This window comes from Mycobacterium sp. 852002-51971_SCH5477799-a (genome assembly GCF_001667145.1).
Lineage (GTDB): Bacteria > Actinomycetota > Actinomycetes > Mycobacteriales > Mycobacteriaceae > Mycobacterium.
On record NZ_LZIF01000102.1, the window covers coordinates 1 to 21,437 of the forward strand.

The 21,437-nt window shown below is 67.4% G+C and carries 16 protein-coding genes and 2 pseudogenes; 14 read left to right on the forward strand and 4 right to left on the reverse strand.

Going from position 1 to position 21,437, the window contains the following annotated elements; all coding sequences use genetic code 11:
• Positions 1-178: 178 nt before the first annotated feature.
• From A5753_RS14375 to proB, 12 genes and pseudogenes are all read left to right on the forward strand, one after another.
• Positions 179-1,435, forward strand: a complete 1,257-nt coding sequence (locus A5753_RS14375; protein WP_067129013.1) for a trans-acting enoyl reductase family protein — start codon at positions 179-181, stop codon at positions 1,433-1,435.
• Between the two features lie 106 nt (positions 1,436-1,541).
• Positions 1,542-2,137 (forward strand): annotated as a pseudogene (locus tag A5753_RS14380) (DUF937 domain-containing protein).
• 184 nt (positions 2,138-2,321) lie between these two features.
• Positions 2,322-2,943: pseudogene (locus tag A5753_RS14385) on the forward strand (LysM peptidoglycan-binding domain-containing protein).
• Positions 2,944-3,017: 74 nt separating this feature from the next.
• Positions 3,018-5,678 carry a valine--tRNA ligase gene (locus A5753_RS14390; protein ID WP_067129018.1) on the forward strand — a complete coding sequence of 887 codons (2,661 nt, stop codon included), beginning with the start codon at positions 3,018-3,020 and terminating at the stop codon, positions 5,676-5,678.
• A 7-nt stretch (positions 5,679-5,685) separates the two neighbouring features.
• Positions 5,686-7,137, forward strand: coding sequence for a folylpolyglutamate synthase/dihydrofolate synthase family protein (locus tag A5753_RS14395; protein ID WP_067129021.1), 1,452 nt, complete (start codon positions 5,686-5,688; stop codon positions 7,135-7,137).
• Entirely contained in the window at positions 7,134-7,514 is a 381-nt protein-coding gene (locus A5753_RS14400) for a DUF4233 domain-containing protein (RefSeq protein ID WP_067129024.1), read from the forward strand. The genes A5753_RS14395 and A5753_RS14400 overlap by 4 nt, the downstream gene beginning before the upstream one ends.
• A gap of 88 nt (positions 7,515-7,602) precedes the next feature.
• Positions 7,603-8,013, forward strand: coding sequence for a nucleoside-diphosphate kinase (gene ndk, locus A5753_RS14405; RefSeq protein WP_067129028.1), 411 nt, complete (start codon positions 7,603-7,605; stop codon positions 8,011-8,013).
• Positions 8,014-8,356: 343 nt separating this feature from the next.
• Complete coding sequence (locus tag A5753_RS14410; protein WP_082971319.1) at positions 8,357-11,224, forward strand: Rne/Rng family ribonuclease; 2,868 nt, start codon at positions 8,357-8,359, stop codon at positions 11,222-11,224.
• Positions 11,225-11,446: 222 nt separating this feature from the next.
• Positions 11,447-11,758, forward strand: coding sequence for a 50S ribosomal protein L21 (gene rplU / locus A5753_RS14415; protein WP_067129031.1), 312 nt, complete (start codon positions 11,447-11,449; stop codon positions 11,756-11,758).
• Positions 11,759-11,772: 14 nt separating this feature from the next.
• Entirely contained in the window at positions 11,773-12,039 is a 267-nt protein-coding gene (rpmA, locus tag A5753_RS14420; RefSeq protein ID WP_067129034.1) for a 50S ribosomal protein L27, read from the forward strand.
• A gap of 62 nt (positions 12,040-12,101) precedes the next feature.
• Entirely contained in the window at positions 12,102-13,562 is a 1,461-nt protein-coding gene (gene obgE / locus A5753_RS14425) for a GTPase ObgE (RefSeq protein ID WP_067129037.1), read from the forward strand.
• Positions 13,559-14,662 (forward strand): glutamate 5-kinase, encoded by a 1,104-nt coding sequence (gene proB, locus A5753_RS14430; RefSeq protein ID WP_067129040.1) that lies wholly within the window; start codon positions 13,559-13,561, stop codon positions 14,660-14,662. The genes obgE and proB overlap by 4 nt, the downstream gene beginning before the upstream one ends.
• 258 nt (positions 14,663-14,920) lie before the next feature.
• Here proB and A5753_RS14435 read toward each other — a convergent pair whose 3' ends face one another.
• Positions 14,921-15,769: an NAD-dependent protein deacetylase gene (locus tag A5753_RS14435; protein ID WP_067129043.1), complete on the reverse strand. Its 849-nt coding sequence runs from the start codon at positions 15,767-15,769 to the stop codon at positions 14,921-14,923.
• 17 nt (positions 15,770-15,786) lie between these two features.
• The gene (locus A5753_RS14440; protein WP_067129047.1) at positions 15,787-16,326 is read right to left on the reverse strand and encodes a cysteine hydrolase family protein; all 540 of its coding nucleotides are present in this window, start codon (positions 16,324-16,326) and stop codon (positions 15,787-15,789) included.
• Positions 16,327-16,385: 59 nt separating this feature from the next.
• Here A5753_RS14440 and A5753_RS14445 point away from each other — a divergent pair, with 59 nt between their 5' ends.
• The gene (locus A5753_RS14445; protein WP_067129050.1) at positions 16,386-18,428 is read left to right on the forward strand and encodes an NAD(+) synthase; all 2,043 of its coding nucleotides are present in this window, start codon (positions 16,386-16,388) and stop codon (positions 18,426-18,428) included.
• A gap of 56 nt (positions 18,429-18,484) precedes the next feature.
• On the opposite strand, the gene A5753_RS14450 is transcribed toward A5753_RS14445, so the two are convergent.
• Positions 18,485-18,892, reverse strand: coding sequence for a hypothetical protein (locus A5753_RS14450; RefSeq protein WP_067129053.1), 408 nt, complete (start codon positions 18,890-18,892; stop codon positions 18,485-18,487).
• Positions 18,893-19,057: 165 nt separating this feature from the next.
• Positions 19,058-19,936, reverse strand: coding sequence for a ribokinase (locus A5753_RS14455; protein ID WP_082971320.1), 879 nt, complete (start codon positions 19,934-19,936; stop codon positions 19,058-19,060).
• Positions 19,937-20,159: 223 nt separating this feature from the next.
• On the opposite strand from A5753_RS14455, the gene A5753_RS14460 reads away from it, so the two are divergent.
• Complete coding sequence (locus A5753_RS14460) at positions 20,160-21,419, forward strand: glutamate-5-semialdehyde dehydrogenase (RefSeq protein ID WP_067129058.1); 1,260 nt, start codon at positions 20,160-20,162, stop codon at positions 21,417-21,419.
• Positions 21,420-21,437 lie beyond the last annotated feature (18 nt).

A 21,437-nucleotide genomic window follows, 5' to 3' on the forward strand; every position in this document is an offset into this window, starting at 1 on the left:
CCCGACACCGGGCCCCCCCCCCCGGGCCGCGGCGCTGGCCGGTCTGCGGACGCCGCGGCTAGGCCGCAGCCCGGCACCCCCCGGCTGCGCGGGCTAACATAAACCACGGCCGGGCCTTGGGCCCGGCACTTCTTATCTTCGGGGGCTGTGGCCGATACCGTCGGGTACCGTCGGGCCCGTGACCGCAACGCCGCGCGAATTCGACATTGTGTTGTACGGGGCGACCGGCTTCGTCGGGAAGCTCACCGCCGAATACCTGGCCAGCTCGGCACCGGACCAGCGGATCGCGCTCGCCGGCAGATCGACGGACAAGTTGCGCGCCGTCCGCGACACGCTGGGCGACGCCGCGCAGTCGTGGGCCATTCTGAACGCCGACGCCTCGTCGCCCTCGACACTCGATGAGATGGCGGCCCGTACCCAGGTCGTCATCACCACGGTCGGCCCCTACACCCGCTACGGGCTGCCACTGGTGGCCGCATGCGCCGCCGCGGGCACCGACTACGCCGACCTGACCGGCGAGGCGATGTTCGTCCGCGAAAGCATCGACCTGTACCACAAGCAGGCCGCGGACACCGGCGCCCGAATCGTGCACGCCTGCGGATTTGATTCGGTCCCTTCGGACCTCAGCGTCTATGCGCTCTACCGGGCGGCGCGGGACGATGGCGCCGGAGAACTCGGTGACACCGATCTGGTGGTCCGGTCCTTCTCCGGTGGCGTGTCCGGGGGGACGGTCGCGTCGATGCTGGAAGTGCTCGATACCGCCTCCCGCGATCCGGACGCCCGCCGCCAGCTCGCCGACCCGTACACGCTGACCACGGACCGCGGGGCCGAACCCGAAATCGGCCCGCAGCCCGATCTGCCATGGCGTCGGGGGCGTCAGATCGCGCCGGAGCTGACCGGTTTATGGACGTCGGGCTTCTTGATGGCGCCCTATAACACCCGAATCGTGCGGCGCAGCAATGCATTGCTGGACTGGGCCTACGGACGCCAGTTGCGTTACACCGAAAGCATGAGCCTGGGCTCGTCGCCGCTGGCGCCGGTGGCATCCGCTGTGGTGGGCGGGGTCGGCGCGGCGACCTTCGGATTGGGCAGCCGGTATTTCCGGCTGCTGCCGCGCAAACTGGTGGAGCGCATCGTGCCCAAGCCCGGAACCGGCCCGAGTGACGCCGCCCGGGAACGCGGCTACTACCGGATCGAGACCTTTACCACTACGACCACCGGCGCGCGATACGTGGCGCGCATGGAGCAGCGCGGCGACCCGGGCTACAAGGCGACGTCGGTGCTGTTGGGGGAGTGTGGCCTCGCTCTCGCGCTGGACCGCGACAAGCTCCCAGATCTGCATGGCGTTCTCACTCCGGCGGCCGCGATGGGTGACGCGCTGCTGGACCGATTCCCCGCCGCGGGTGTCTCGTTGGAAACTGAACGACTGGCCTGATCGAACTGTCGGACCGCGCCCGCAGGGGGTGTTGCCGGGGGCCGCATGAGTCTAGTGTCGTAACTGACGCGCCTGAAACTTCCCATCCGCAAAGGCGGGCACCCCGATGGCCGGTCTCGATGATCTTTACGGACAGATTCCGACGTCCGAAATCGCGGTAAAGCTCGGCGTAGACGAAGACGAAGTCGTAAGCGCGGTTCACACGCTGGTGCCGGTGCTGCTGAGCGGCATTCACCAGAACGCGCAGGATCCGCAGGGGGCCGACAGGATCGAGTCCGCCGCCACCAGTCACGCCGCCAGTGGTCTGCTCGACGCCGGTGGGGTGTCGACCAGGTTGGCGTGACGGACGGGCACCAGGCGATCGCTACGATCTTCGGCGTCAATGACGCCGATCAGGTTGCCTCGGCGCTGGCCAAGGGAGGCGCCGGCAACAGCGACTTGCTGAAGCAGTTGCTGCCGGTCTTGGTACCGATCGTGTTGGCATACATCGGAAGACAGTTGAACTCCGGTGCGGGGTCGCCGGAAACGGCCCCTCGGACAACGCAAGCCACCTCCGGTGGCGCCCTGGGCTAGGTGTTGGGCAGCATTCTTGGGGCGGGCTCCGGCGACAAGTCCCTTGGCGGCATCCTCGGAAATGTGTTGGGCGGCAAGGGCGGTGCGCTGGGCGACATCCTCGGCGGCCTGCTCAGCGGCAAAAAATAACCCGGCGCCGCACCTCGCGCGGAGTTTTCATCAGCAGTTCTCGATCGGTTTTGATTGCGTCGAGGGAGGGATGTCCGGAGCTGACGAAAATCAAAAAGTACGGGCCCGCCCGCAGTGGGCATAGGCGACGTTCGACCCCGGCCGGGCCGGACGCTGATCAAAGAAGTACGAGAGAGGTAATGCCATGTCAGACACGCTTACTGGTGGTCAGGAGCTGGCGCGGGGAATCCCTCGCCTCCAACAACGGGGCCTACACCCTGACCCTGCAAGACGACGGCAACCTGGTGCTCGCCTCGCGCGGCCAGGCCCTCTGGTCCACGTCGACCGTCGGTCAGGATGTGGTGCGCGCCGAAGTGCAGCCCGACGGGAACTTCGTCCTGTACACGGCGGACAAACCGGTCTGGCACACCGACACCAAGGGCAAGAAGGACGTCAAGCTCGTACTTCAAGACGACCGCAACCTGGTGCTCTATGCCGCCGACGGACCGGCATGGTCGACGCACACCGAGACCGACAACCCGCCGCCACCTGAGGCCGCCGCGGACCCCGCTGCCGAAGAGCCCGCTGCCGAAGAACCCGAGGCCCCCGTCGAGGAAGCCGTCGCGGAGCCCGCCGCAGCGGCGGACGCTGAGCCCGAGCCGGGGCCGGCCGCCCGGACCTACACCGTCGAATCCGGCGACACTCTGTGGGCGATTGCCGAGCGCTTCTACGGCGACGGCAACAGATATCAGGCGATCGCCGACGCCAGCGGCATCTCCAATCCGGACCTGATTCAGCCCGGCCAGGTACTCACGATTCCCCGATAGCTGAACAACAGACCCCCCCGCCTGCGCATTTGGGCGCTTACATGAGAGCAAACACCGCTCCCTAGAATTGACGGGTGACCGCCAGCCGCAGCCCCGCCACCGACCTGCCCAAGTCGTGGGATCCGGCTGCGGCCGAAAGCGCCATCTACCAGAAATGGGTGGACGCGGGGTACTTCGTCGCCGACCCGAACAGCGCCAAGCCCGGGTATTCGATTGTGCTGCCGCCGCCGAACGTGACCGGCAGCCTGCACATGGGCCACGCACTCGAACACACGATGATGGACGCCTTGACCCGCCGCAAGCGGATGCAGGGTTACGAGGTCCTGTGGCAGCCGGGAATGGATCACGCCGGCATCGCGACGCAGAGCGTGGTGGAAAAGCAGCTGTCGGTCGACGGCAAGACCAAAGAGGACTTCGGCCGAGAACTGTTCATCGAAAAGGTCTGGGACTGGAAGCGTGAGTCCGGCGGCGCCATCGGCGCCCAGATGCGCCGCCTCGGCGACGGCGTGGACTGGAGCCGCGAACGCTTCACCATGGACGAGGGTCTGTCGCGGGCGGTCCGGGCGATCTTCAAGCGCCTCTACGACGCCGGACTGATCTATCGGGCCGAGCGGCTGGTCAATTGGTCGCCGGTGCTGCAGACAGCGATCTCGGATATCGAGGTCGACTATCAAGAAGTCGAAGGCGAGCTGGTGTCGTTCCGGTACGGGTCGATGGACGACTCGCAGCCGCACATCGTGGTGGCCACCACCCGGATGGAAACGATGCTCGGTGACTCCGCGATCGCGGTGCATCCCGACGACGAGCGCTACCGACACCTGGTCGGCACCAGCCTGCCGCATCCTTTCGTGGATCGCCAGCTGTTGGTGGTCGCCGACGAGCATGTGGACCCCGAATTCGGCACCGGCGCAGTCAAAGTCACGCCCGCGCACGACCCCAATGACTTCGAGATCGGCCTGCGGCATCAGCTGCCGATGATTTCGATCATGGACACGAAGGGCCGAATCGCCGACACCGGAACGCAATTCGACGGCATGGACAGATTTCAGGCCAGGGTTGCGGTGCGCGAGGCGCTGGCGGACGAGGGCCGGATCGTTGAGGAGAAGCGGCCGTACCTACACAGTGTCGGGCACTCCGAGCGCAGCGGCGAGCCGATCGAACCACGCCTTTCCCTGCAGTGGTGGGTCCGGGTGGAATCGCTTGCCAAGGCCGCAGGCGACGCGGTGCGCAGCGGGGACACCGTGATTCACCCCGCCAGTCTGGAGCCGCGGTGGTTCGGCTGGGTCGATGACATGCACGACTGGTGCATCTCGCGCCAGCTGTGGTGGGGTCACCGCATCCCGATCTGGTACGGCCCCAACGGCGAACAGCGTTGCGTTGGCCCCGACGAAACCCCACCGGAAGGTTGGGAGCAGGACCCCGATGTGCTGGACACGTGGTTCTCCTCGGGCCTGTGGCCGTTTTCCACGCTGGGCTGGCCGGAAAAGACTCCAGAAATCGAAAAGTTCTATCCCACAAGCGTTCTCGTTACCGGTTATGACATCCTGTTTTTCTGGGTAGCCAGGATGATGATGTTCGGCACCTTTGTCGGTGACGACGAGTCCATCACGCTGGACGGCCGCCGCGGTCCGCAGGTGCCGTTCACTGATGTCTTCCTGCACGGGCTGATCCGCGACGAGTCCGGTCGCAAAATGAGCAAGTCCAAGGGCAATGTCATCGACCCGCTGGAGTGGGTGGAAGTCTTCGGGGCCGACGCCTTGCGGTTCACCCTGGCCCGCGGCGCCAGTCCTGGTGGTGACCTGGCGATCGGTGAGGACCACGTCCGGTCGTCGCGCAACTTCTGTACCAAGCTGTTCAATGCCACCCGCTACGCGCTGCTCAACGGCGCGAAGCTGGCCCCGGTGCCCGAGCCGGCCGAGCTCACCGATGCCGACCGATGGATTCTCGGGCGATTGGAAGAGGTTCGCGCGGAGGTCGACTCGGCGTTCGACAGCTACGAGTTCAGTCGCGCTTGCGAGGCGCTCTATCACTTCGCGTGGGACGAATTCTGCGACTGGTACGTCGAATTGGCCAAGACGCAACTGGCTGAAGGGATCATCCACACCACGGCCGTGTTGGCGGCCACGCTGGACACCCTGCTGCGGTTGCTGCACCCGGTGATCCCATTCATCACCGAGGCCTTGTGGCAGGCGCTGACCGGCGACGCGGCCCACCACGAGTCGCTGGTGATCGCGGATTGGCCGCAGCCGTCCGGAATCAGCCCGAATCCCGTTGCCGCGCAGCGGATTACCGACATACAGAAGCTGGTGACCGAGGTGCGGCGGTTCCGCAGCGATCAGGGCCTGGCGGACCGCCAGAAGGTGCCGGCCCGGCTGACCGGTGTCGACGAATCCGATCTGGGCACCCAGGTGAGTGCGGTGACGTCGCTGGCGTGGCTCACCGCCGCCGGCCCGGACTTTCGCCCGTCGGCGTCGGTCGAGGTGCGGCTCAGTGGCGGCACCGTCGTCGTCGAGCTCGACACGTCGGGCACCATCGACGTCGCCGCCGAACGTCGCCGGTTGGAAAAGGACCTGGCCGCGGCGCAGAAGGAATTGGCCTCCACCGCAGCCAAATTGGGCAACGCGGACTTTTTGGCCAAAGCGCCCGAACAGGTCGTCACCAAGATCCGGGACCGTCAGCGCCTGGCCCAGGAGGAAACCGAGCGGATCAACGCGCGGCTAGCCGGACTGCAATGAGCGCCCGATGACTGAGCCCGGTTGGCCGCGGGACGAGGGTCCGAGCGAGATTCCCGACCCGGCCCCCACGCCCGACGAGATCGCATCGCTGTTACAGGTCGAGCACCTGCTGGACCAACGCTGGCCGGAGACCAAGATCGAGCCGAGCCTGACGCGGATCAGCGCGCTGCTAGATCTGCTGGGCTCGCCGCAACTGGCCTACCCGTCAATCCATGTGGCGGGCACCAACGGCAAGACCTCGGTGGCGCGGATGATCGATGCACTGATCACCGCGCTGCACCGGCGCACCGGGCGCACCACCAGCCCGCACCTGCAATCGGCCGTGGAACGCATCTCGATCGACTCCAAGCCGATCACTCCGGCGCAGTACGTGGCCACGTATCGCGAGATCGAGCCGTTCGTGCAAATGGTCGACGCGCAATCTCAGGCCGACGGCGGCCCCGCGATGAGCAAGTTCGAGGTGCTGACCGCGATGGCGTTCGCCGCGTTCGCGGACGCCCCCGTCGACGTCGCGGTGGTCGAGGTGGGGATGGGCGGGCGCTGGGATGCCACCAACGTGATCAACGCCCCGGTCGCGGTCATCACCCCGGTCTCCATCGACCATGTCGAATACCTCGGCGACGATCTCGCCGGCATCGCAGGGGAAAAGGCCGGCATCATCACCCGCGCGCCCGAAGGCGCGCCCGATACCGTCGCGGTCATCGCGCGTCAGGCCCCGGAGGCGATGGAAGTGCTGTTGGCCCAGACCGTCCAAGCCGATGCCGCGGTGGCCCGGGAGGATTCGGAGTTCGCCGTCCTCGGCCGTCAGGTCGCGATCGGCGGGCAGGTGCTGCAGCTGCAGGGTCTGGGCGGGGTGTATTCGGATGTCTATTTGCCGCTGCATGGCGAACATCAGGCGCACAACGCCGCGCTGGCCCTCGCCGCGGTTGAGGCGTTCTTCGGTGCCGGGGCGCAACGTCAGCTCGACGTCGAGGCGGTTCGCGCCGGTTTCGCCGCCGTCTCCAGCCCCGGCCGGCTGGAGCGGATGCGCAGCGCGCCCACGGTGTTCATCGACGCCGCGCACAATCCCGCCGGTGCGGCCGCGCTCGCGCAGACCCTGGCCGGTGAATTCGACTTCCGCTATCTGGTCGGGGTGCTCAGCGTGCTCGCCGACAAGGACGTCGACGGCATCCTGGCCGCCCTGCAACCGGTCTTCGACGCTGTCGTGGTGACCCACAACGGATCCCCGCGGGCCGTCGACGTCGAGTCGCTGGCCTTGGCGGCGCGCGAGCGGTTCGGGCCCGACCGGGTGAGCACCGCGGGAAACCTGCGCGATGCCATCGACGTCGCGACGGCGCTGGTGGATGACGCCGCGGCGCACGGACCGGCGGAAGCCTTCGCCGGCACCGGCATCGTCATCACCGGCTCGGTGGTCACCGCCGGCGCAGCGCGCACGCTGTTCGGTCGTGATCCGCAATGACCGACGTGCCCGAGAACCCCGAGGAGCAGGCCCCGGTGCCGCAGGCCGACCCGTGGCGGAGCTTCGGCGCGGTGATGGCCTTGACCCTGTTTCTGGAAGCGATCGTGGTGCTGCTCGCGATCCCGGTGGTGGGCGCGGTCGGCGGCGGACTGACGACGGCGTCGCTGGTCTACCTGATCGGGCTGGCCGTCCTGCTGATCCTGATGGCCGGTGTGCAGCGCAAGCCCTGGGCGATTTGGGCCAACCTCGGCGTGCAGGTGATCCTGCTCGCCGGCTTCGCGGTCTACCCCGGGGTGGGTTTCATCGGCGTGCTGTTCACCGGGCTGTGGGGGCTGATCGCCTACTTCCGCGCCGAGGTCCGACGCAGGCAGGGGTAGGGCGGCAGTCAGGGCGGCGTAGACGGCCCGAGCAGCCCCCACTGCGGTCACCCGGCCCCGCGGCGACCGATTATGTACGCTGTCCGCCGTGACCGAACGGACATTGGTACTGATCAAGCCCGACGCCGTGCAGCGCCAGCTGGTGGGGGAGATCATCGGCCGCATCGAGCGCAAAGGCCTCACCATCGCCGCGCTGAAGCTTCGGCCCGTCGGCCGCGACCTCGCCGCCCAGCACTACGCGGAACACGACGGCAAGCCCTTCTTCGAGTCGCTGCTGGAGTTCATCACGTCGGGACCGGTGGTGGCGGCCATCGTGGAGGGGCCCCGGGCTGTCGCCGCATTCCGGCAGCTCGCAGGCGGTACCGATCCGGTGGAGAAGGCGATCCCCGGCACCATCCGCGGCGATTTCGGGCTGGAGACCCAGTTCAACCTGGTGCACGGGTCGGATTCGGCCGAGTCCGCGAAGCGTGAGATCGCGCTCTGGTTTCCCGAGGGTTAGACCTGCGGCGATAGCGGTCGCGGCATGGTCCTGGGCAACTTTGCGCAAGCCGCTGCATCATGTGTGGCTGGGGCGGCGACGTGATGTGGGATACTGGTCTCGGGTGAACGTCGCCGGACCGGCGTCGGACACCCGAATGAAGACTTAGACAAGCGCGACCATAGCCCCGTCGCCTTGGTTCGCTGCATGTCAGGCCGTCATTCAGCACGGCGCCGAGTGGGTCTGCGATCCTGGGCCGCTCGGGGCGAGACCATCACAAGCCCGGGTGAAGTGACCCGGGTCCATAGCGAAGCCCTCGCGTGGCCGCGTCGCAATGACGCGCCCGGGGGCTTGAGGAGAATACGTGGTAGACGGTGCACCGACTGCAGACCCATCAGAAGAATCGACTCGGCCGGGCGAACTGCCGGACCGCTTGAGAGTTCATTCGCTGGCCCGAACGCTGGGAACCACCAGCAAGCGGGTGCTGGACGCACTGAGCGAACTGGACGGGCGGATCCGCAGTGCACATTCCACCGTGGACCGCGATGACGCCGTCCGGGTACGGGACCTGCTGGCGTCCGCGGAGCCCCCGGCAAGCGCGGAGGACGAGGTCGGCACGCCGTCCGCCGAAGCAAGCGCCGCCGACGAACCCGAATCCCGCCTGCTGCTCGAGAGCCCGGACATGGCCGCCGAGCGGCCGCATTACATGCCGCTGTTCGTCGCGCCGCAGCCGATCGATGCCCGCGAGGAAGAGGCCGACACGGACGACAGTGCGGACTCCGACGAGTCCGACAGCGACGACGACGAGGAGGTCGACCGGCCGTCGAACCGGCGGCGGCGTCGCGGCCGTCGTGGTCGCGGCCGCGGGCGCGGTGAGCAGGGCGGACCCGACGGCCAGGGCGACGACGGCGATGACGACGAGGGGCCACCGCGGGGCAAGAAGGGCGGTCAAGCGGACTCGGCCGACTCCGAGGACTCCGACGGTCAGGATTCGGACGACTCCGATGACTCCGACGACTCGGACAACGGTGACGACGGTTCGGCAGACGGCGGTAATCGCCGCCGGCGCCGGCGGCGGCGGCGCAAATCCGGATCGAGCGACGGCGACGACGAGGGGTCTTCGCCGGATGACCCGCCCAACACGGTGGTGCACGAGCGGTCGCCCCGGAACGGCAAGGGCGGCGGAGATGACTCCGCCGGCTCGAACAACGAGATCAAGGGCATCAACGGCTCCACTCGACTGGAGGCCAAGCGGCAACGCCGCCGGGACGGCCGCGACGCCGGCCGGCGCCGGCCCCCGGTGCTGACCGAGGCCGAATTCCTGGCCCGCCGCGAGGCCGTTGAGCGGATGATGGTGGTGCGCGACCGGGTCCGCACCGAGCAGCCGCATCAGGGCTCGCGCTACACCCAGATCGCGGTGCTCGAGGACGGCATCGTCGTCGAGCACTTCGTCACCTCGGCCGCGTCGGCCTCCTTGGTGGGCAACATCTACCTAGGCATCGTGCAAAACGTGCTGCCGTCGATGGAGGCGGCGTTCGTCGACATCGGCCGCGGCCGCAACGGTGTGCTCTACGCCGGCGAGGTCAACTGGGAGGCCGCCGGGCTCGGCGGATCGGATCGCAAGATCGAACAGGCGCTCAAACCCGGCGACTACGTCGTCGTCCAGGTCAGCAAGGACCCCGTCGGGCACAAGGGAGCGCGGCTCACCACCCAGGTGTCGCTGGCGGGTCGCTACCTGGTCTACGTGCCGGGGGCGTCGTCGACCGGGATCAGCCGCAAGCTGCCCGACACCGAACGCCAGCGGCTCAAAGAGATCCTGCGGGAAGTGGTGCCGTCGGACGCCGGGGTGATCATCCGTACCGCGTCCGAGGGCGTGAAAGAAGAGGACATCCGCAGCGATGTCACCCGGCTGCAGGAGCGCTGGAAACAGATCGAGGCCAAGGCGATCGAGATCAAGGAGAAGGCCGCCGGCGCCGCGGTGGCCCTCTACGAAGAGCCCGACGTGCTGGTCAAGGTCATCCGCGACCTGTTCAACGAGGACTTCGCCGGCCTCATCGTCTCGGGTGACGAGGCCTGGGCCACCATCAACGACTACGTGAATTCGGTTGCCCCCGATCTGGTTTCGAAGCTGACCAAGTACGAGGCGCCCGCCGGTCCGGAAGGGCAGGCCGGGCCGGATGTGTTCGCGGTGCATCGCATCGATGAGCAGCTCGCCAAGGCCATGGAGCGCAAGGTGTGGCTGCCGTCGGGCGGCACGCTGGTGATCGACCGGACCGAGGCCATGACGGTGGTCGATGTCAACACCGGCAAGTTCACCGGGTCCGGGGGCAACCTCGAGCAGACGGTGACTAAGAACAACCTCGAGGCTGCCGAGGAGATCGTGCGCCAGCTGCGGCTGCGCGACATCGGCGGGATCGTGGTCATCGACTTCATCGACATGGTGCTGGAGTCCAACCGCGATCTGGTGCTGCGGCGGCTGACCGAAGCGCTGGCCCGCGACCGCACCCGTCATCAGGTGTCCGAGGTGACGTCGCTCGGTTTGGTCCAGCTGACCCGCAAGAAGTTGGGCACCGGCCTGATCGAGGCGTTCTCCACGTCGTGCTCGAACTGCGGCGGGCGCGGAATCCTGCTGCACAACGACCCGGTGGATTCGGCCTCGTCGAACGGGCGCAAGTCCGACTCCGGCGGTGGTGGTCGCCGGGGCAGGCGCAAGAAGAACAAAGCCGAAGAGCAGGTGGTGGCGAAGGTGCCCGCCCACGCTCCCGGCGAGCACCCGATGTTCAAGGCGATGGCCGCCGGCTCCTCCGCGCAGTCCGAGGACGACGACTCCGATGAGGTCAGCGAAGACACCATCGACGAGCTCGACCAGGAGCAGGCGGGCCGCGCCGGCGAGGGCACCGACGCCGGGGACTTCGACGACACCGACGACGAGGACTCGGACGACGACGAGGACTCGGACGACGATTCGGACGATGACGACGATTCCGACGAGGACGACGATTCGGACGATGACGACGACCTGGACGACGATGACGAAGACATCGACGACGAAGATGACCTCGCCGACGATGACGAGGATCTCGAGCTCGAGGACGACGACCTGGACACCGAGGACGACGACTCCGATGACAGCGGGTCGGGCTCCGCTGAAGCCGACCAGGCCGGCGCCGGACGGCCCCGGCGCAGGCGCGCTGCGGGGAGGCCGGCCGGACCGCCCATCCACGCGGACTGAGCCGGCTGACGCCGAAGGCGCCGGTCGTGTCCGGTTTGACCCTGTAGCCGCTGGTCACGTACCCTTAGACAGTTGTCGTCAGGCCGGGCGAGAAACTTCGGCCGGCGGCAGCGGGACTCCCGGGAATCGGCGCAGGCCCGCAACCCAGACCCACCACGTGCACCGCGGTTGGTTCGCGCGCGGCGCGCAGAGCAGCGGTTAGAAGAAGGAGCAACAGCAACGATGGCGACCTACGCAATCGTGAAGACGGGCGGCAAGCAATACAAGGTCGCCGTCGGGGACGTGGTCAAGGTCGAGAAGCTCGAATCCGAGCCCGGCTCGAACGTGTCGCTGCCCGTCGCCCTGGTGGTGGACGGCGCCAAGGTGACCACCGATGCGGCCGCGCTGGCCAAGGTCACGGTGACCGGCGAGGTGCTCGAGCACACCAAGGGCCCCAAGATCCGTATCCACAAGTTCAGGAACAAGACCGGCTACCACAAGCGTCAGGGTCACCGTCAGCAGCTGACGGTCCTGAAGGTCACCGGAATCAAATAGCAGAGGCGACAGACATGGCACACAAGAAGGGCGCTTCCAGCTCGCGCAACGGTCGCGACTCCGCCGCGCAGCGGCTGGGCGTGAAGCGATTCGGCGGCCAGGTAGTCAAGGCGGGCGAGATCATCGTTCGGCAGCGCGGCACCAAGTTCCACCCGGGCGTGGGAGTCGGTCGCGGCGGGGACGACACGCTGTTCGCCAAGGAAGCCGGCGCCGTCGAATTCGGCATCAAGCGCGGCCGCAAGACCATCAACATCGTGGCCGCCGGACAAGCCACCGACTGAGGTGCGTTTCCGGGCCCAGCCCGGTGATTTCGGCGGCCCGGTGGTAGGTGAGAGGACCCACGATGCCTCGGTTCGTCGACCGCGTCGTCATCCATGCGCGCGCCGGTGCTGGGGGTAACGGCTGTGCCTCGGTCCATCGCGAGAAGTTCAAGCCGCTCGGCGGCCCCGACGGTGGCAACGGCGGCCGCGGCGGCAGCATCGTCTTCGTCGTCGATCCGCAGGTGCACACCCTGCTCGACTTCCATTTCCATCCGCACGTCACCGCGCCTTCGGGCAAGCAGGGGATGGGCAACAACCGTGACGGCGCCGCGGGCGCCGACCTGGAAGTTAAAGTGCCCGACGGCACCGTCGTCCTCGACGAAAACGGGCGGCTGCTGGCCGACCTGGTCGGCGCCGGCACCCGCTTTGAAGCCGCCGCGGGCGGTCGCGGCGGGCTGGGCAACGCCGCTCTCGCGTCGCGTGCGCGCAAGGCTCCCGGTTTCGCGCTGCTGGGCGAGCAGGGCCAAACACGCGACCTGACGCTGGAACTCAAGACCGTCGCCGACGCCGGCTTGATCGGCTTCCCGTCGGCCGGCAAGTCCTCACTGGTGTCGACCATCTCGGCGGCCAAGCCCAAGATCGCCGACTACCCGTTCACCACGCTGGTGCCCAACCTCGGCGTGGTGTCGGCGGGTGAGCACACGTTCACTGTCGCCGATGTGCCGGGCCTGATCCCGGGTGCATCACAGGGCCGCGGCCTGGGGCTGGACTTCCTCCGGCATATCGAGCGATGCGCCGTGCTGGTGCACGTCATCGACTGCGCCACGGCGGAACCCGGCCGTGATCCGATCTCCGACATCGACGCGTTGGAGGCCGAGCTCGCCGCGTATACGCCCACCCTGCAAGGGGATGCGACGCTGGGTGATCTCACCGAGCGGCCCCGCGCGGTGGTACTCAACAAGATCGACGTCCCCGAGGCGCGCGAGCTCGCCGAGTTCGTCTGTGATGAGATCGCCCAGCGTGGCTGGCCGGTGTTCCTGGTCTCGACGGTTGCGCGAGAAGGTCTGCAGCCGTTGATCTTTGGGTTGTGGAAAGTGATCTCGGAGTACAAAGCCGCACAGCCGGCGATCGTGCCGCGCCGTCCGGTGATCCGTCCGGTCCCCGTCGATGACAGCGGTTTCAGCGTCGAGCCCGATCCGGGGCAGCCGGGCGCCTTCGTGGTCAGCGGCGCGCGCCCCGAACGGTGGATCCGACAGACCAACTTCGACAACGACGAGGCCGTGGGATATCTCGCCGACCGGCTGGCGCGCCTCGGTGTCGAAGAGGAGTTGCTGCGGCTGGGTGCTCGGCCGGGTTGCGAAGTGACCATCGGAGACATGACCTTTGATTGGGAGCCGCAAACGCCCGCCGGCCAACAGGTTGCGATGAAGGCCCCGATGTCGGGTCGCGGAACCGATGCGCGGTTGGAACGCACCGAGCGCGTCGGCGCCGCCGAACGCAAGGCCGCCCGGCGCCAGCGGCGCGAACGCGGTGAGGAGTCGTGAGCGAGCACCGCGACGTCATCCGCAACGCGCGCAGCCTGGTGGTCAAGGTGGGGACCAACGCGCTGACCACACCGGCGGGGGTGTTCGACGCCGGCCGGCTGGCCGGGCTCGCCGACGCTATCGAGGCGCGGATGAAGGCGGGTACAGACGTCGTCATCGTGTCGTCGGGAGCCATCGCGGCCGGCATCGAGCCGCTCGGATTATCCCGTCGCCCTAGGGATTTAGCGACCAAGCAGGCCGCGGCCAGCGTCGGTCAGGTCGCGTTGGTGAATTCGTGGAGCGCCGCGTTCGCCCGCTATGGCCGCACGGTCGGCCAGGTGCTGCTGACCGCGCACGACATCTCGATGCGGGCCCAGCACACCAACGCCCAGCGCACGCTGGATCGGCTGCGCGCCCTGCATGCGGTGGCGATCGTCAACGAAAACGATACGGTGGCCACCAACGAGATCCGGTTCGGTGACAACGACCGGCTTTCGGCGCTGGTGGCTCACCTGGTCGGCGCCGAGGCCCTGGTGCTGCTGTCCGACATCGACGGACTCTACGACTCGGATCCCCGAAAGACCGAAGGCGCGAGGTTCATCCCGGAGGTGTCCAGCTCCGCCGATCTGATCGGTGTAATCGCCGGGCCTGGAAGCGATTTGGGTACCGGTGGGATGACCTCGAAAATGTCCTCGGCACTGCTGGCCGCCGACGCCGGTGTGCCGGTGCTGCTGTCGGCCGCCGCCGACGCCGCGACCGCGCTCACCGACGCCTCGGTGGGCACGGTGTTCGCGGCACGTCCGGTGCGGATGTCGGCACGCCGGTTCTGGGTGCGTTACGCCGCCGAGGCGGCCGGCGCGCTGGCCCTGGACGACGGAGCCGTGCGCGCGGTGGTGCGGCAGCGTCGCTCGCTACTGCCCGCCGGGATCACCGCGGTGGCCGGGCGATTTTACGCCGGCGATGTCGTCGAATTGCGCGGCCCGGACGCGGTGATGGTGGCCCGTGGCGTGGTCGCTTACGACGCGACGGAGCTGACCACCATGATGGGCCGCTCGACCTCTGAGCTGCCCGGCGAGTTGCGCAGGCCCGCAGTGCACGCCGACGACCTGGTGGCGGTGTAGGAGGTTCCCAGCGGATGCGCCGTGGGACCATTACGACCTTCCCGAACGAGTCGGCGCATGTGCGACGGTCGGGTCAGCGCTCCGATGTCGGCTTGAAATACAGTGCGCGCCAGACGATTTCGGCCAGCATGGCGGCCATGCCCGCGCCCAGCTGCCGGCCATCTTCGGCGAGCTGTTTCGTAGCTGCCCGACGTGCGGGCGAGCCCACCTACTTGGCCGGCGATTTCGTGCACGCCGTCGCTGCATGCCGTGCACCTTCTAACGCGTTGACAGGGGCGCCAACTCGTCGGCGAGCAGCGCCAGCAACTCCGAGCACCCGCCGTCGACCTTGACGGTGGCCAGGTCGTCGCCGCGGGTACTGCCACGGTTGACGATGGCCACAGGAATGCCCCGCGCCGCGGCGTGCCGCACGAACCGGTAGCCGGAGAATACGGTCAGCGACGAGCCGGCGACCAGCAGCACATCCGCCCCGTCCACCAGCGTATACGCTTCCGCCACAACCTCTTTGGGGACGCTTTCGCCGAAGTAGACGATGTCTGGCTTCAGCATCCCGCCGCAGCACTCGCAATCCAGGTAATGGAACGACGCGGTATCGGCGACCACGGCATCGGCGTCGGGAGCCACCGCCAGACCACCTATCGCTTCGGCGCGCTCGATGAAGCCGGGGTTGAGCGCCTCCAGCCGCTCGGCCAACGCGGCCCGCGTCATGGTTGATCCGCAGTCCAGGCAAGTCACCTGCGCGTAGGTGCCGTGCAGGTTGATGACGTTTCGGCTGCCGGCCTTGGTGTGCAGCAGATCAACGTTCTGGGTGATCACGCCGGTGACCACCGATGCGGCCTCGAGCGCGGCGAGTGCCCGGTGGCCCGCATTGGGCAGCGTGTCCTCCATGTGCCGCCAACCGACGTGGTTGCGCGCCCAGTACCGCTGCCGAAAAACCGGATCGCTGGTGAACTGGCGGATCGTCATGGGGTTGCTCGGCGGTGAATCGGGCCCGCGGTAGTCGGGGATGCCCGAATCGGTGGAGATGCCCGCGCCCGTGAGCACCGCGACCCGGCGGTCGGCCAGCACAGTGACCAGTTCAGGCGATTCTGCACAGCCGACGGTCACGTATCCAGAGTAGGAGATCAGCCCAGGCAGTCGGCCGCCGTCGTGAGCTCGGCAGACATGTTCTGGTGCATCATCTTGCACGCCGCCTCGCCCAGGTCGGGGTCGATGTGTGCGACGGCATCGGTCGGAATCACGACGGGAAAGTGCCGCACGTAGGCATCCAGGGCCGTGTACAGGATGCACTGCTCGGTGACCTGACCGGTGATGATCAACCGTTTGGTCTCCAAACGGTTGAGCAGATACGCCAGCGCCGTCGCGTAAAACGCGCTGTGCCGGACCTTCGTCATCACGCGGCACTCCCCGGTTGGCAGGATCGGCTTCACCAGGTCAGGCCGGGCCCCGTCGGATGCAGCACGGACGATGTCGGAGAACTGCGCTGTGAAATCGCCATAGTTGTCGTTGACGTACACCAGGTCGACGCCGTCGCGCACACGTGCCCGGCGAACCAAATCGGCCAAAGGCTCGATGATCTTCTCGACATTGGGTATTAGATTCTCAGCGTCGGGATGCTGATACGTGTTCATCATGTCGACCACCAAGACAGCCGTGTCGCTCATGGAGTCGGGAATACCCGGCGACCCCGAGTTGACACGCACGGGACGACAATGGAAGAGCGATGGATTTTTACAACGCTTACAGCCAAGGCTTTGCCCGCGTCGCCGCATGCACGCACGGCACGGTCATCGGCGACCCGGCCGCGAATGCCGAATCAGTCCTGCGAATGGCCCGGGAGTGCCACGACGATGCCGTCGCACTGGCCGTCTTCCCGGAACTGACGCTGTCCGGGTACTCCATCGAAGATATCGTGCTGCAGGACCTGTTGCTTGACGATGTCGACAAGGCCGTCGCGGAGATCGTCGCGGCCTCGGCCGAGTTGTTGCCAGTGCTCGTCGTGGGTGCCCCCCTGCGTCATCGGCACCGGATCTACAACGCCGCCGTGGTCATCCACCGCGGCGAGGTGCTCGGGGTGGCGCCGAAGTCTTACCTGCCCACCTATCGGGAGTTCTACGAGCGCCGCCAGATCGCACCGGGCGACGACGAGCGCGGCACCATCCGCGTCGCCGGCGTCGAGGTGCCGTTCGGCCCCGACCTGCTTTTCGAGGCGTCCGACGTCCCCGGCTTGGTGCTGCACGTGGAGATCTGCGAGGACATGTTCGTGCCGATTCCGCCCAGCGCGGAGGCCGCGCTCGCGGGCGCGACGGTGCTGGCCAACCTGTCCGGCAGTCCGATCACGATCGGCCGCGCCGAGGACCGCTGCCTGCTGGCCCGCTCGGCCTCGTCGCGATGCCTGGCCGCCTACGTGTATTCGGCTGCCGGGGAAGGCGAATCGACGACCGACCTGGCGTGGGACGGTCAAACCATGGTGTTCGAGAACGGCGTGATGCTGGCTCAGTCCGAGCGCTTCCCCAAGGGGGAGCGGCTCAGCGTCGCCGACGTCGACATCGAACTGCTTCGCTCTGAACGGCTCCGGATGGGCACGTTCGACGACAACCGGCGCCACCACCGGACGACGACGGACACCTACCGGCGCATCGAGTTCCGGCTGGATCCGCCGGGCGGCGACATCGGACTGCGGCGTGAGGTCGAGCGTTTTCCCTTCGTTCCCGCCGATCCGGCACGGCTGGAACAGGATTGCTTCGAGGGTTACAACATCCAGGTTGCCGGTCTCGAGCAACGGCTGCGCGCGCTGGATTTCCCGAAAATCGTCATCGGCATCTCCGGTGGGCTGGACTCGACGCATGCGCTGATCGTTGCCGCACGCGCGATGGATCGCGAACAACGCCCGCGCAGTGACATTTTGGCGTTCACGCTGCCCGGCTTCGCGACCGGCGACCGCACCAAGCGCAACGCGGCCGAGCTGTGCCGCACGCTGGGCGTGACGTTCGCCGAAATCGATATTCGTCAGAGCGCCGAACTGATGCTCAAGGAGATGGACCACCCGTTCGCGCGCGGCGAGAAGGTGTATGACGTCACCTTCGAAAACGTCCAGGCCGGTTTGCGCACCGACTACCTGTTCCGGCTGGCAAATCAGCGTGGCGGGATAGTGCTGGGCACCGGTGACTTGTCCGAGCTCGGGCTGGGTTGGTCGACATACGGTGTCGGCGATCAGATGTCGCATTACAACGTCAATGCGGGCGTGCCCAAAACGCTGGTCCAGCACCTGATCCGCTGGGTGATCTCGTCGGAACAGTTCGAGCCGGAGGTCAGCGAGGTGTTGCAGTCGGTGCTCGACACCGAGATCACCCCGGAGCTGGTTCCCAGCGGCGAGGAGGAAGAGCTGCAGAGCAGCGAGGCGAAAGTGGGTCCGTTTGCGCTGCAGGACTTTTCGCTGTTCCACGTGCTGCGCTTCGGATTCCGGCCATCGAAAATCGCTTTCCTGGCCTGGCACGCGTGGAGCGATCCCGATCACGGCATCTGGCCGCCCGGCTTCCCCGAGGACAAACGGCCGTCGTACTCGCTGAAGGAAATTCGGCACTGGCTGCAGGTTTTCGTGCAGCGGTTCTACTCATTCAGCCAGTTCAAGCGCTCGGCGTTGCCCAACGGGCCCAAGGTGTCGCACGGAGGTTCACTGTCGCCGCGGGGGGATTGGCGCGCCCCGTCCGATATGTCGGCGCGCATCTGGCTCGACGAGATCGAACGCGAAATCCCGGAGGACTAGTTCCCACACTCGGGGGCCCGCCCGGCAGCACCGGACGGGCCCTGAGCAATTCGGGCTCAAACCCTCGCGCGGCGCCAGCCCTGGTACTGCAACTCGGCGAACACCAGCGTGTAAACGCCCGCCGCCAGGTTGAGCACCACGCCCGTCGACGTCAACGGGAAGATGTCGGCGAGCACAAGAACTATTGCGGCCACCGTGTATGCCACGTTCGCGATGATGACGGTCATGCCGGCGCGGCGCACCGACGGCAAGGCAGCCAGCCCGAACACCACCACGCCGTACGCGATCAAGAACGCGGCCATGCCGTACTCGAACCCTTTCGTGGTGCCAGAGAGGTCGGCGAGCCAGCCGGCCACCGGAATACCGGCCAGGCCGACCAGCGCGCTGATGCCGGCGTCGGCGCGCATGGCAAGGCGAAGCAAGCCGTCCCGCGTGCCCGTGCGGTCGATCGTGATAGCGGACATGATGTTCCTTTCTCGTGGCGGACTGCGATCACCACCGACGCTGCTCACAAACCACTGCCAGATCGACGCCAGCCGCTGCCAAACACTGCCAACCGCAGGTCAGCGCGGTGGCCCGTCCGTCACCGCTCGTAGGATCCGGTCAGCATGCCCCGGTGGGCGCAGCGGCTAGGAAGCCTCTCGCAGCGCCTTGTCGATCGCTGTGGCGTCCGGTGCGCAATCGCCCGCACCGGCCACCAATGTCGCCAGCGCACCCGCCGCGCAGGCACGCCGCAACGCGAGGCGCCGCTGATCCGGCGAGCCGGGATTGAGTGGCCAATTCGCGGCCAGCACACCGGCGAAGACGTCGCCTGCGCCGGTGGTGTCCACCGGATCCACCGCCGGGGCCGGCACGGTGTACTCGCCGTCCGCGCCAACGTAACGGGCGCCGTTCGCGCCCAAAGTCACCACCAAATGCTCCGGGCGCCACGGCCATTCGTCGGCTTCCTCTTCGTTGGTGATCACCACGTCCGCGGCGGCCGCCAAGTCGCCCAACGATCCGGGGTCCTGACCGGCCGGCGATGCGTTCACAACGACGACCGCTCCGGCCGAACGCGCGTGTTGGGCCGCCGCGACCGCGGTGGCCACCGGAATCTCTAACTGCGTCAACAGCACATCGCAGTTTGCGACAACCGTGCGGGCCCGGTCGTCGGTCAGCGTGAAACGACCGTTGGCACCCGGCGCGACCACGATCGTGTTCTCGGCCTTCGCATCGACCACCACGATCGCCGTGCCGCTGAGGCCGGGGATTTCAATGGCTCCATCCAACCTGACGCCGTTGGCTTCGAGGTGCGCGCGCAGTTGTCCGGCGGCCGCGTCATCGCCCACCGCTCCGACGAATTGCACCTGCGCGCCCGCGCGCGCCGCCGCAACCGCCTGATTGCCGCCCTTGCCACCGGGGGCATGCGTCAACGATGACGCCAAAACCGTTTCGCCGGGCCGCGGAAGGGCATCGACACTCAGGGATAGATCGAGATTCACACTGCCCACAACACAGACGCCCGCCATGACGGCGACGTTAGTCGTGACGGGATGGCAAAGCACACCACGGGGACGGCACTTTCGACGCCGAATCGCTTCATGACAAACACCGAATAGCGAAGTGGGTCGCCGCCATCGGGGTAGTGGCGATCGCGAGCGCGGCGGTGCCGGGCGAAGTGGGTCGCCGCCATCGGGGTAGCGGCGATCGGGCCGCCTAACCCGCGGTTTTGCCGCCCGATACCCTGGTTTGATGAGTCTGCAAGCACCATCGCTTCCTGACTTGCGCCAGGAGGTGCACAACGCGGCTCGTCGCGCCCGCGTTGCGTCACGTGTCCTGGCATTGTTGCCGACGGTTGCCAAGGACCAAGCACTGCGATCTGCGGCTGACGCGATAGCCGCCCACAGCGAGCTGATCCTGTCGGCCAATGCCGAAGACCTCGACGCCGCCCGGGCCGGCGGCACGCCGTCAGCGATGCTCGACCGGTTGGCGTTGGACTCCAAACGTGTTGAGGGCATCGCCGCCGGCCTGCGTCAGGTCGCCGGGCTGCCCGACCCGGTCGGGGAGGTGCTGCGCGGTTACACGTTGCCCAACGGGCTGCAGCTGCGTCAGCAGCGGGTGCCGCTGGGCGTCGTCGGCATGATCTACGAGGGACGGCCCAACGTGACCGTTGACGCGTTCGGGCTCGCGCTCAAGTCCGGCAATGCCGTACTGCTGCGCGGAAGTTCGTCGGCGACGCGGTCCAATCAGGCGCTGGTCCAGGTGCTGCGGGCGTCGCTGGTCAGCGAGGACCTGCCGGCCGATGCGGTGCAACTGCTTTCGGCAGATGACCGCTCCACGGTGACGCATCTGATCCAGGCCCGGGGTTTGGTCGACGTGGTGATTCCGCGTGGCGGGGCAAGCCTGATCAACGCGGTGGTCCGCGACGCGCAGGTGCCCGCCATCGAGACCGGCGTCGGCAACTGTCACGTCTATGTGCACGAAGGCGCCGACCTGGATGTGGCGGAGCGAATCCTGCTGAATTCCAAGACCCGTCGGCCCAGCGTCTGCAATGCCGCCGAGACACTGCTGGTCGACGTCGCGATCGCCGAAGACGCGCTGCCCCGGCTGGTCACCGCCCTGCAAGACGCCGGTGTGACCGTGCACGGCGGCTTTTCCAAGGATGCGCACGAGGACGACCTGCGTCGCGAGTACCTGTCGATGGACATCGCGGTGGCGGTGGTCGACGGTATCGACGCCGCGATCGCTCACATCAACGAGTACGGCACCGGGCACACCGAGGCCATCGTGACCACCAATATGGCTGCGGCGCAGAAGTTTACAGATGGTGTGGACGCGGCCGCGGTGATGGTCAACGCGTCGACGGCATTCACCGACGGTGAGCAGTTCGGCTTCGGGGCCGAAATCGGGATCTCTACCCAGAAACTGCATGCCCGCGGTCCGATGGGGCTGCCCGAATTGACCTCGACCAAATGGATTGCGTGGGGAGACGGACAAACTCGTCCGGCCTGATACCCGCGTGGCGTAAGC